This window comes from Caulobacter segnis, from assembly GCF_023935105.1.
GTDB classification, from domain to species: Bacteria; Pseudomonadota; Alphaproteobacteria; order Caulobacterales; family Caulobacteraceae; genus Caulobacter; species Caulobacter segnis_B.
This window is the reverse complement of sequence record NZ_CP096040.1, coordinates 3,171,886-3,183,460: the sequence shown is the minus strand read 5'-3', so window position 1 is coordinate 3,183,460 and position 11,575 is coordinate 3,171,886. Positions and strand designations below refer to the sequence as shown.

Annotated in this window: 8 protein-coding genes; 6 read left to right on the top strand and 2 right to left on the bottom strand. The window is 67.2% G+C overall.

Going from position 1 to position 11,575, the window contains the following annotated elements:
• Nucleotides 1-120: 120 nt before the first annotated feature.
• The 4 genes from MZV50_RS14995 to MZV50_RS14980 all read left to right on the top strand — a co-directional run bounded on the left by MZV50_RS14995 (nucleotide 121) and on the right by MZV50_RS14980 (nucleotide 4,438).
• Nucleotides 121-1,287 carry a glycosyltransferase gene (locus tag MZV50_RS14995; RefSeq protein ID WP_252630010.1) on the top strand — a complete coding sequence of 389 codons (1,167 nt, stop codon included), beginning with the start codon at nucleotides 121-123 and terminating at the stop codon, nucleotides 1,285-1,287.
• Nucleotides 1,288-1,292: 5 nt separating this feature from the next.
• Nucleotides 1,293-2,249, top strand: a complete 957-nt coding sequence (locus tag MZV50_RS14990) for a hypothetical protein (RefSeq protein WP_252630008.1) — start codon at nucleotides 1,293-1,295, stop codon at nucleotides 2,247-2,249.
• Nucleotides 2,242-3,126 carry a glucosamine inositolphosphorylceramide transferase family protein gene (locus MZV50_RS14985; RefSeq protein ID WP_252630006.1) on the top strand — a complete coding sequence of 295 codons (885 nt, stop codon included), beginning with the start codon at nucleotides 2,242-2,244 and terminating at the stop codon, nucleotides 3,124-3,126. Before MZV50_RS14990 ends, MZV50_RS14985 begins: the two co-directional genes overlap by 8 nt.
• A gap of 148 nt (nucleotides 3,127-3,274) precedes the next feature.
• On the top strand, nucleotides 3,275-4,438 hold the full coding sequence (locus MZV50_RS14980; RefSeq protein WP_252630004.1) for a glycosyltransferase: 1,164 nt from the start codon (nucleotides 3,275-3,277) through the stop codon (nucleotides 4,436-4,438).
• A gap of 65 nt (nucleotides 4,439-4,503) precedes the next feature.
• Here the strand turns inward: MZV50_RS14980 and MZV50_RS14975 are convergent, their stop codons facing one another.
• Nucleotides 4,504-7,548, bottom strand: coding sequence for a TonB-dependent receptor domain-containing protein (locus tag MZV50_RS14975; RefSeq protein ID WP_252630002.1), 3,045 nt, complete (start codon nucleotides 7,546-7,548; stop codon nucleotides 4,504-4,506).
• A 202-nt stretch (nucleotides 7,549-7,750) separates the two neighbouring features.
• Here MZV50_RS14975 and MZV50_RS14970 point away from each other — a divergent pair, with 202 nt between their 5' ends.
• Nucleotides 7,751-8,425 (top strand): TetR/AcrR family transcriptional regulator, encoded by a 675-nt coding sequence (locus MZV50_RS14970; protein ID WP_252630000.1) that lies wholly within the window; start codon nucleotides 7,751-7,753, stop codon nucleotides 8,423-8,425.
• A gap of 3 nt (nucleotides 8,426-8,428) precedes the next feature.
• Here MZV50_RS14970 and MZV50_RS14965 read toward each other — a convergent pair whose 3' ends face one another.
• Nucleotides 8,429-9,646 (bottom strand): spinster family MFS transporter, encoded by a 1,218-nt coding sequence (locus tag MZV50_RS14965; RefSeq protein WP_252629998.1) that lies wholly within the window; start codon nucleotides 9,644-9,646, stop codon nucleotides 8,429-8,431.
• A gap of 269 nt (nucleotides 9,647-9,915) precedes the next feature.
• On the opposite strand from MZV50_RS14965, the gene MZV50_RS14960 reads away from it, so the two are divergent.
• Complete coding sequence (locus MZV50_RS14960) at nucleotides 9,916-11,568, top strand: carboxylesterase/lipase family protein (protein ID WP_252629996.1); 1,653 nt, start codon at nucleotides 9,916-9,918, stop codon at nucleotides 11,566-11,568.
• Nucleotides 11,569-11,575 lie beyond the last annotated feature (7 nt).

The window sequence follows — 11,575 nt, the reverse complement described above, 5'->3', positions numbered from 1 at the left end:
TCGAAATCGATGAGACCTACACCGGCGCATGTCGTCTTTTTGTGAAGGCGACACCGCAATCATCGTCATGGTGATGCTCTAGCGGTGGCGGCGGGGCGTGTTGGAAAGCTGCTAAAATCGATGCGGATCGTGGATGTCGCCGAGTTCTATTCGCCCACCGGCGGGGGCGTGCGGACCTATATCGACCGCAAGTTCGAGGCCGCGGCCCAGTTGGGCCATGAGCTTTTCGTCATCGCGCCGGGGCCGCGGGACGCTTTCGAGAGGCGCGGCGCGGGCGGGGTGATCCACGTCCGCTCGCCCAGCCTGCCGTTCGACGCCAACTATCATATGTTCTGGGACGCGGCCCCCGTGCACCGGCATCTGGACGCGCTCGCACCGGACCTCGTCGAAGCATCCTCGCCGTGGCGCGGGGCCTGGATCGTGGCCCGTTGGGCCGGAACCGCGCCGCGCGCGATGTTCATGCATGCCGATCCCGTCGCGTCCTATCCCCAACGCTGGTTAGCTCCCGTCGCTAGCCCGCAGCGTATCGACCAGCTCTTCGATTGGTTCTGGACCTATCTACGCCGGCTCACCGGGTGCTTTTCCTCCGTCGTCACCGGCGGGCCCTGGCTTTCGGAGCGCCTCGGACAGCAGGGCGTCGGCGCGGTCACCAGTGTTCCTCTGGGCATCGATCATGGAGCCTTCTCGCCGGCGATGCGGGACGAGCGTCTGCGATCGGAGCTTCTTGAGGCCTGCGGCTGCTCGAACCAGGCCCGGCTGGTCCTGGGCGTCGGACGTTTTCATCCGGAAAAGCGCTGGCCGATGGTGATCGAGGCGGTGACGCGGGTTCGCGCGGAGGTTCCGATCGGTCTGGTGCTGGTCGGCGACGGCATCGATCGCAATCGGGTCCGCAAGGCGGCCGCCGCCAATCCGCATGTTCGGATCCTGCCGCCGATCCGCGATCGGGCCTTGCTGGCCGCGCACCTGGCCAGCGCGGACGCTCTCGTCCACGGCTGCGAGTCGGAGACCTTCGGCCTGATCCCGGCCGAGGCCATGGCCAGCGGTCTTCCGGTGGTGGGGCCTGACCGCGGCGGCTTCGCGCATCTGGCTCAGCCCTCGATCTCGGAACTCTATCGCGCGGGAGACGCCGGAGCGGCGGCGGAGGCTATCCGTCGCCTGTTCGCCCGTGATCCCCGGACCTTGAAGGACGCGGCGATCGAGGCGGCGGTCAAGGTGCGTCGCGACATCGATCATTTCGCCGATCTCTTCGACCACTACGGGTCGATCGCCACCGGCGCGCGGGCGTGATGGGCGTGGGGCAAGACACCGCCGGTCAGGAGACGCTCAAGCCCGCGGATCCGAAACGCTCACGGCTATGGGGCTGGCTAGGCGCTGCGCTGTCGGCCGGACTGGTCGCGGCCATCGTCCTGCAACTGGGCGACGCGACTTCCACGGTGTTGCGGACGATCAGCCGGCTGCCGCCTCTCGCCTGGCCGGCTCTCGTGCTGCTCTACCTGACGCAGCCCTTGTTCGATTTCGCGGTGTTCCGGCGCCTCTGGAACATGCCGCTGGCTGGCTTCGAGGCTTTGCTGCGCAAGAACGTCATCAATGAAGTCGTGCTCGGCTACAGCGGCGAGGCTTTTCTCTACGTCTGGGCGCGAAGGGCGGCCGGCGTCGTGGCCGCGCCGTTCGCAGCCATCAAGGACGCCAATATCGTGTCGGCGCTGCTGGGCAATCTTTTGACCCTGGTCCTAGCGGCAGTCAGCGCGACGCAGCTGCGAGACCTCGATTTCGCCCAACGGATGGGGCCGGCGCTCTGGTCGGGATTGATCCCCTTGGCGATCTCGGTTGGCGTTCTGGCTTTCGGGCGCCGGGTGTTTTCGCTGCGCCTGGCCGAGCTGATCCACGTCGGCGTGGTTTGCGGCCTGCGCCTGATCTTCTGGACGGTGCTGACCGTGCTGATCTGGCGGATGGCGTTGCCGGACGTTTCGACTGGCCAGTGGATCGTCCTTCTGGCCATCCGCTGTCTGGTGTCGCGTATTCCGCTGATCTCCAACAAGGATCTGGTGTTCGGAAACCTGATGCTGCTCCTGCTTGGCGCGCATTCCACCGTCGCGGCGCTGATGGCGGCTTTGGCGCTTGTCACGCTTGTCCTGCACCTCGGCGTCATCGTCGGGCTCGGGGCGGTCGATCTGGCGCGTGGCTGGTGGCGCGCCAGCCCGCGCGGGCGAGCCATCCAGACCGCTGCTGAAACCGGTGGTCATGACTAGCTGGACCGCGAAGATTCCCGGCCGCGACATCTGGCGGGTCGGCCTCGTCGAGGCGCCGATCGCCGAGGTCGCCCGACGCGGCTTTTCCCTCGACGCGCCTGTGCATTGGCTCGCCGAGGAGGGCCATCTGAAGTTCCTGGCCGATCCGTTCGGCGTCTGGCGCGAAGGTCGGCTGCATCTGTTCGTCGAAGCCTACGACTATCGGACCCGCCACGGCGTCATCGAGTGGCTCGAGCTGGACGCGAACTTCGCGCCGATCCGACGGTCGGTGGTGCTTCGGGAGCCTTGGCACCTGTCGTATCCGCAGGTCTTCGAAGCCGACGGCGAGACCTGGATGTTGCCCGAAGCCTATAAGTCCGGCGCATTGACGCTGTACCGCGCGGCGGCGTTTCCCGACGTGTGGGAACCCGTGGCGCGCCTGGAGCTGGACACCCCGGCGATCGACGCCACGCCTTTTCACCACGAGGGGCTATGGTGGCTGGCCTATTCGCCGACCGGGCCGCAGCGATGGAAACAAGGCCGTCTGCACTTCGCCTTCGCCGAGCGTCTGACGGGGCCGTGGCGCCTGCATGCCGGCAATCCTGTCCGCGACGACCTCTCCTCCAGCCGTCCTGGCGGTACGGCGTGGGTGGAGGACGGTTTGCCGGTCCTGCCGATGCAGGATTGCACGCGCACCTACGGCGGCGGCATCCGCCAACTGAAGATCCTCACGCTGGACGCGGAGCGGTTCGAAGCTGAAGCCAGCGCGCCGCTCGGCCCGGCGCCGGGCGCGGGATCCTATTCGCAAGGATTGCACACGCTGTCGGCCTGCGGCCCGGTCACTCTGTTCGACGTCAAGCGGATCGATCGGTCGCTGTGGGCGCCGCGGGGGCGTTGAAGAATGGTGGCCAAGGCCGCGGGGCGGCTCCTGTCGCATCCCGAGCGCTTGGCGATGATCGTCGCATCGCTGTGGCGGTCTTGGTCTATCGCTTGCTTGTCTCGCCGCCGATGGCGCGCGATTTCCTGGCCCAGGAGGCGGCCCACCTTTGCGTATCCTGACCTTCCTGCACAGTTTCGAGCCTGGAGGCGTTGAACGCATCGCGTTGCGGATGGTGCGGCAATGGCGCGCCCAAAACGTCGACGCGCTGCTATTCGTGGGGCGTCGTGAGGGCGACATGCTGGGGGATGTCGGCGCGGACCTCGATTTCATCTCGCCGCCCGGCGTCGGTCCGGGCGCGGCGAAGATGGAAACGCTCTGGATGATCCGGACGCTGCCTAAGGTCGTGCGACGAACCCGCCCCGATGTCCTGTTTTGCGCGGGCAACACCTATGCCGTCGTGGCGGTGGCGCTCAAGGTCCTGCTCGGTCGCCGCTGTCCGCCTGTTCTGTTGAAGGTCAGCAACGACCTCGACCGCCACGACCAGCCATGGTGGTTCCGCCCCTTCTATCGACTGTGGCTCAGGATCCAGGGACGCTATCTGGATCACTTCGTCGGCATGGAAACGCCGATGGCCGACGAGATCGGCCAGTGCCTCGGGGTATCGTCCGATCGGGTCACGATCATCCCGGATCCCGCCCTGTCCAGGCCGCTGATCGAAAGGCTGCGGGCTAGCCGGGGCGCCGCGCGGGCCGAGGGCGTTGGCCGACGCTTCGTCTGTGTCGCCCGCCTGACACCACAGAAGAACATCGCCCTGATGGTTCGCGCCTTCGGGCGCGGCGCCCGCCCGGACGATACACTGACGGTGATCGGGGACGGCCCCGAACGCGCGAAGCTCGAACAGCTGACGCGGGATCTGGGTCTTGAAGGGCGGGTGACGTTCGCGGGTTACGCGTCGGAGCCGGCGGCGCTGCTGCCGTCATTCGACGTCCTGCTGCTCTCCTCGAATTACGAAGGCGTGCCCGCCGTCGTTCTTGAAGCGCTGGCCGCGGGGCTCCCCATCGTCGCCACCGACTGCAGCCGCAGCATGGCCACCCTGCTTGGGCATGGCGCCCTGGGGGACCTTGTTCCGGTGGGCAACGAGGCGGCGCTGGCCGAGGCGATCGCGAGGGTTCGGCCGTCTTCCCAGGACGAGCATCTGAGCCTCGCGCAAGCGCGGCGCTTCACGATCGAGAACGCCTCGGGAGCCTATCTCAGTGTCTTGTCCAGGCTTTGCGCATCGTCGGTGTCACGACTACCAACCGAAGATAGGTGGGACGGGCAACCGGCTTGAAGCCCTCACGGGCGACGAAAAGAATGGCGGGCGACACGAGGTCGCCCGCCAGGCGCGAGGTGGGACTAGAAGGCTTTCTTGAAGCCGATCTCGAAGGTCCGGCCCAGCGGGTTGCCGGTCCAGGGATCGTAGCCGAACTCCTCCTGGGCCGGCGGCGGATCGCGATCGAAGATGTTGGCCACGGTCGCCGTCAGCGCCATGTCGCCGTCCAGCTGCAGGCGATAGGTGAAGTCGGTGGTGATCCAGTTCTCGCCGTCCTCGCCGTACTGGATGCCGGCGCGTTCGTCCTTCACGGCCGAGACGAAGTTGACGCCCAGGCGGAAGTTCTGGCGACCCAGCCCGTAGTTGACGCCGAGGTTGGCGCGCCACTTGGGCGCGGCCTGGGCGAAGGTGGCGAAGTTCAGCGTGCCCAGGCGATCATCGCCCGTCGAGATCGTCACGCCGTCCAGGGTGGTCGGACCGGTCTTCAACTCGGTCACGCGCGTGGCGGTGACGTTGATGTCAAGGTCGCCGGGGCCCAGGGGAAGGCCGTAGCTGCCTTGGAAGTCAAAGCCCTTGGTCGTCTGGCCCGGGCCATTGCCATAGCGGGTGGAAACGGCCGAGAAGCTGCCGACGCCGCTCATGCCCACCGCGCAACCGCTGTTGAAAGTGATGCGGGCCAGCAGCGGTTGCTTGGTCGCATCACAGGTGGTGATGGTGCCGCCGGCGCCGTTGAAGACCAGGCTGGCGATCTGGTTCGGATCGGCGACCTGGCCGATCTGGTCTTTGGTCTTGATGTCGAAATAGTCGACGATCAGGCGCAGCCTATGGTCGGCGGCGAAGCCGCGGCTCTGCCAGATGGCGCCGATGTTCGAGGTCCTGGCGGTCTCGGGCTTGAGGTCGGCGTCGGTGATGAACTGGGCCGCCAGCCAGTTGCTGGCCGCAACGGTGTAGGTGCGGGCGGCGACCGTGATCGCGCCCGGCGTCACGCCCAGCGGCGGCGTCTGGTAGTTGGTGCCGTACGAGGCGCGCAGGGTCAGCGGGCCCCAGACGTTCCACTTGCCCGACGCCTTGTAGACCGTGGCGCCCAGGTCGTTGGAGAACTTCTCGCGGCGCGCCGCCAGCTGGATGTCGACGGTTTCGAACAGCGGGATCTGCAACTCGCCGAACAGCGAGTACTGGCTCTGTTCGGCCTGGGTGGGCAGGGTCGGGGCGAACAGCACGAACGGGCCTGGCGCGTCGGGCGTGCAGCCCCGGAAGTTAGCGCTGGTCGTCGAGGTGGGCGTGGGGCTCAGATTGCCCGACCCCGCGCCGTTGGCGCTGGTGGTGTTGCTGGGCCATTCGCACTGGATCGAGCCATTGTTGAACGCGCTGGGCACGTTCACGCGGTTGGCCAGCGAGCGGTACTGCGCGCCGAGCGCCCAGCCGATCTCGCCGCCGGGCAGCTTGACGCCGGAGCGGCCGTTGAACACCAGGTCGGCCGTGAAGTTGTGGCTAAGGGTCTCGACCGCGCGCGGATCGAACATCCACAGGGCCAGGTCCTCGGGATTCTCCTTGCCGGCCACGTAGCTGGGGTTGGACAGGCCCAGCATCGGCTGGCCCTTGAACGAGGTGGAGAAGGGGTTCCAGTACTGGCAGCCGTTCTTGCCGGCGGCGGCGGGGTTCTGGGTGCCAAAGCGGCTCGGATCCAGGTCCACAGCCTTGCAGTTTGAGCCGCCGAAGCCGTTCAGGGCCTCTTGCAGGCGATAGCCGATCGTGTCGGCGTGCGTGTTGTAGTTGTAGGCGTCGTTATAGGTCAGGGCGAAATCGTATCTGACGGCCTTGGCGAACGGCGCCAGATCGCCCAGGTCGCCGGTGAGCCCGGCCGACACGCGCCAGACCTTGTTGTCGATCTTGTCGGCCACGCCGAAGCCGTCGCCGCCCGAATAGTACGGATTGCCGCCGTGGCCGAACAGCCGATAGGTGATCGGCGTGAAGCCCTGGGCCCCGACGATGCCGTGGGCGGCGGCGAAATCGGCCGCGAACGGGTTGGTGATCGGCACATAGAACTGGTTGACGGCGCCGGTCGCCAGGGCGGGGCCGCGTGACACGGGCTGGGCCGGCGAGCCCATCACCTGGGGCAGGTTCACACGTCCGTACGACGCGTCCATGTGGAACTTCATGCTGTCGGTGATCTGCGCCTTCAGCTGGGCGTAGAGCCGATAGGTGTCCTGCTTCTCCACCAGCCGGTAGTACGAGATGTAGTTGTAGGCGCAGGTGAAGGCGTTGTCGTAACGGCCGCCGACCGCGGCGCAGCTGGCGGGGGTGAAGTCTGAGACGATGCCGCCCAGCGCCGAGCCCCATTCGCCGACGTCGGTGGCGCTGGGCGTGGCGGGCAGGGCGCCGCGCGCCTGCCAGCCGGTCAGGTTGGTCAGGGTTGACCAGGGTGCGGGGTTGTAGCCCGTGGTCGGGTTCAGCGAGGCCTTGCTGAAGTCACGCTCCAGGGTGCCGAGGCGCGAGCGGTGCTCGTACTCCGCCGAGACCAGCAGATTGACGCGGTCCTCGCCGATGCCGCCCATCACGCCGAGCGAATAGTCGCCCTTCGAACCCTTGATGTGCTTGTACTGGGCTTGAGCTTCCACCCCGACGAACCTGTCGCGAGTGATGAAATTGACGACGCCGCCGGTGGCGTCCGCGCCATAGATCACCGCCGCGCCGTCCTTGAGGATCTCGGTGCGGGCCAGGGCGATCGAGGGGACGTTGGCGGTGTTCTGGTTCATCCGCCGGCCGTTCAACAGGACCAGCGTCTTGTCCGCGCCCAGGCCGCGCAGGTTGTAGTTGACCGAGCCGACTAGGGTCGGACCGCCGAAATAATAGGACTCGCCGGTCGTCGGGCCCGAAATCGTCAGGCTCTTGGCGAATTCCAGCGCCGTCGGCGCGCCCTGTTTCTCCAGATCCGCTTGCGAATAGACCTCGACGGGTAGGGCGGCGTCGAGCGCCGAGCCCCGGATGTTCGAGCCCGTGACGACGATTTCCTCGACCTGGGTGGATTGGTCCGAAGACGTTTTTTCCTGACCCCATGCCGGCAGTCCGGCGCCGGCGATTGCGATCGCCAGCGCGACGCCCGAGGCGCTGTTTAGCCCGACTTTCATATGGCGAACCCTCCCGTTGAATGAGTCTCTTGACGCTCATTCTCACAAGAGTGAGTGTTTCCCGTAACCTCGTGCAATGTCAATCGATCATCGTTCGGCCAGTTCGAATGCGCCGAGACAGCATGGTTTTGTTACGGGAATGATTGACAGCGGCGCGCCGCGATCCGACTACGCGAGGTGTCGGAAGCATCAGGAGGATGGCTTGGCGGGAGCGACGGCGGGGGAGACCAAGGCGCGGCGGACGAAGGCCGAGCAGCGCGCTCAGAGCCTGGAGCAGATCCTGGATGCGGCCGAGTACCTGTTTTCGCAGAATGGCCTCTACGGCGTCACGCTGCGCGACGTGGCGATCCGGGTGGGCATCCATACGACGCTGCTGAACTACTACTTCAAGGACAAGACCAACCTGTTCGAGGCCGTGTTCGCGCGTCGGGCGGGGGTGACGTCGGGGCGCCGGATGATCGCCCTGGAGCAGTACGAGCAGGCGGCCGGCGACAAGCCGACCGTGGAGGGCGCGCTGCACGCGTTTCTCGATACCGACCTCGACCTCTATTACGAGGGCGGCGAGCACTGGATGAACTACGCCGCCTTCTGCGCCAGGGTCAGCAATACGCCCGAGGGCGCGGCGCTGATGGACGAGCACTTCGATCCCGTCGTGCTGAAGCTGGTCGGCATCCTCAAGCGCGCCCTGCCGGACTATGCCGACGAGGAGATCTTCTGGGGTTACCATTTCGTCAGCGGCGCGCTGATGAACACCCTGGCGCGGACGGGCCGGATCGACCGGCTGTCCAGCGGGATCTGTCACTCCGACGACTTCCCCGCGATCAAGAGGCGGATCGCCCGCTTCATGGCCGCCGGCTTCATCGCCCTGAAGGACTGAGCCTCACGCCTTCTCGCGGGCGAAGATCCGGGCCAGTCCCAGGAACAGGCCGATCGCCACGACGTAGAACGGCGTGAGCGTGTAGAGCGCCATCTGCAACGAGTGCTGCGGGTGGCTGGCCCGGAAGAAGTCGCTGGCCGCGCCGACATAGGTGGGCCCCAGGCCCAGGCCGATGAAGTTCATGATCAGCAGCAAGAGGGCGCCGGACATCACCCGCTCCTCGGGCCGCATCTCCTCCTGGACCAGCGCCACCGACGACGACAGGTAGAAGTAGTTCAGGAACGTGGGGCCGATCAGGAAGGCCAGGGCCAGCGGCCAGGTCGGGGCCCAGACGAAGCCCAGGTAGAACGGGATCGCCAGGGTCAGCGAGATCACAGGCGCGATGGCGTAGACCGTCTTGGAGCGGCGGCGGAAGCGGTCGATCACCCGGCCCGAGACGAAGATGCCGGCGCTCATGCCGATCCCGACGACCAGGGCGTACCAGACGGCGACCTCGCTTAAGGCCATGCCCTTCTCGCGCATCAGGAACAGGGTGGTGAAGTTGCCCAGGCCGTAGGTCACGAACTGGGTCGCGCCGCTGCCCAATGCCGCCAGCATCAAGGTCGGCCGCGTGAAGAACATTCGCAACGTCGCCCAGAACGGGGCCTTGCGCACCGGGACGCCCGCGGCGACGCCGTCCATCGCGCCACGCCGCGGCTCGCGCACGACCAGCGGCAGGGCGACGGCGGTCACTACGCCGATGACGCCCAGCGCCACAAAGGCGTGGCGCCAGTCGAAGGCCGCCGCGATCGCCGCGCCGAAGGCGATGCCCAGCGCCGCGCCCACCGGCGGGCCAAGATTGTAGAGGCTGAGCGCCGTACCCCGGCTCTCGGGTGGGAAATAGTCCGAGATGATCGCGTAGGAGGGCGGCACGCCGCCGGCCTCGCCAAAGCCGACCGTCATTCGCGAGACGGCGAACTGGCCGTAGTTGCGCGACAGGCCGCAGGCGATCGTCGCCGCGCTCCAGATGCCGCAGGCCAGACTCAGCACGGCCACACGGTTGGTCCGGTCGGCCAGCCAGCCGACGGGGATGGCGATGAAGCAGTAGAACATCGCGAAATAGAGGCCGCCGATCAAACCCAGCTGGCTGTCGGTGACGTGCAGGCTGTCCTGGATCGGCTTGGCCAGGATCGACATCAGCTGCCGGTCCAGGAAGTTCAGCACATAGACAAACCACAGCATGGCCAGCACGACCCAAGCGCGGCTCGCGGAAGGCGTGCCGGCGAGGGCAGGGGCGGCGCGCTCGGCGGCCGCGTGGTGACGCGCGTGGTGTCCAAGGCTTCCTCCCGACCGCCCATTCGTGGGCTTGGCTTGTCCCGAGCATGCGCCCAATCAAACGCTTGCGTCAACATTCACGCGCGTGAGAGTGAATGTTGACATGGGGGCTGATCGTCGGCACGGTTGGCTCAACGCCGACGGGGAAGATCGGCGGGCTGGAGGTGGGAACTGCCATGAGAACTGGTCTTTTCGCGAACGCGGCCTTCGCCGTCATCCTGGCGAGTCTGGTCGCGGCGCCGGTCGGCGCGCTGGCGGGGCAGCCCATCGTCCGCGCTCCGGCCGGCGCGGTCCAGGGCGTGAAACAGGATGGGCTCGAGATCTTTAGGGGCATTCCCTACGCGGCTCCGCCCGTGGGCCAGGGGCGCTGGAAGCCGCCTGCCGCGGCGCCGGCGTGGCCGGGCGTACGCGACGCCACGGCGTTCGGTCCCGCCTGCTTCCAGCCGCCGCCCAGGCCAGGCAGCATCTATGCCGATCCGCTCGAAGCGATGAGCGAGGACTGCCTGTCGCTGAATATCTGGACGCCGGCCAAGGCCAGGAAGGCGCCGGTGCTGGTCTGGATCCACGGTGGCTCGCTGATCTCCGGCGCCAGCAGCGAACCCATGTATGACGGCGTGGCCGTGGCGCGGCGCAGCGGTGTCGTCGTCGTCTCGATCAACTATCGCCTCGGTGTTCTGGGCTATCTGGCCCATCCCGAGCTCAGCGCGGAAACGGCCGATCGCGTCTCCGGTAACTACGGACTGCTCGACCAGATCGCGGCCTTGAAGTGGGTTCGTGGGAACATTGCCGCCTTCGGGGGCGACCCGGGCAACGTGACCGTGGCCGGGGAGTCAGCCGGGGCGCTCAGCGTGATGTACCTGATGGCCTCGCCCCAGGCGCGCGGGCTGTTCCAAAAGGCGATCGCCCAGAGCGCCTACATGATCTCGTCGCCGACGCTGCGCGAGACCCGGTTCGGTCACGTCGCGGCCGAGACGGCCGGCGTTGCCGTGGCCGCCAAGCTGGGCGCCAACGACCTGACGGCGTTGCGGGCGATGGACGCCAAGACCCTGACCAGCGCGGCCCTGATGGCCGGCTTCCAGACCTTCGCGACGGTCGATGGCAAGGTGCTGCCGCGCCAACTGGTCGAAACCTTCGATCGCGGCGAGCAGGCCAAGGTTCCGATCCTGGCCGGCTTCAATAGCGGCGAGATCCGCTCGCTGCGCATCCTGGCCCCGTCGCCGCCCGCCGATGCGACGACCTATGAGGCCGAGATCCGCAAGCGCTACGGCGATCTCGCCGAGGACTATCTGAAGCTCTATCCGTCGACGGACATTCCCGAAAGCGTGCTGCTGGCGCCGCGCGACAGCCTCTATGGCTGGACCGCCGAGCGGCTGGTCGCCAAGCAGACCGCCGTCGGCGCGCCTGGCTACTTCTACTATTTCGACCACGGCTACCCGGCGGCCGAGGCGGCAGGGCTGCACGGCTTCCACGCCAGCGAGATCCCGTACGTCTTCGGCACGGCCGACAAGACTCCGCCCGCCTGGCCCAAGATCCCCGAGACGCCGGCCGAGGCCGGGCTGTCGACCGCGATGATCGACTACTGGACGGCCTTCGCCCGCTCGAGCGCGCCGAAGGCCGTCGGCCAGCCGGACTGGAAACCCTATGGCGAAGGGCGGGCCTACATGGCCTTCACCGATGCGCCTCGGCCGGGCGAACATCTGCGGCCTGGCATGTACGAACTGAACGAGACGGTGGTCTGCCGCCGCCGCGCCCAGGGCGACGTCCCCTGGAACTGGAACGTCGGCGTTGTCTCGCCGCCGCTGCCGGCTCCCGTTTCCCAATGCCGATGAGTTGCGT

Coding starts and splice junctions, on each gene's coding strand:
- MZV50_RS14975 (WP_252630002.1), bottom strand. CDS start 7,548: ATGAAAGTCGGGCTAAACAGCGCCTCGGGCGTCGCGCTGGCGATCGCA.
- MZV50_RS14995 (WP_252630010.1), top strand. CDS start 121: ATGCGGATCGTGGATGTCGCCGAGTTCTATTCGCCCACCGGCGGGGGC.
- MZV50_RS14965 (WP_252629998.1), bottom strand. CDS start 9,646: ATGCTGTGGTTTGTCTATGTGCTGAACTTCCTGGACCGGCAGCTGATG.
- MZV50_RS14960 (WP_252629996.1), top strand. CDS start 9,916: ATGAGAACTGGTCTTTTCGCGAACGCGGCCTTCGCCGTCATCCTGGCG.
- MZV50_RS14985 (WP_252630006.1), top strand. CDS start 2,242: ATGACTAGCTGGACCGCGAAGATTCCCGGCCGCGACATCTGGCGGGTC.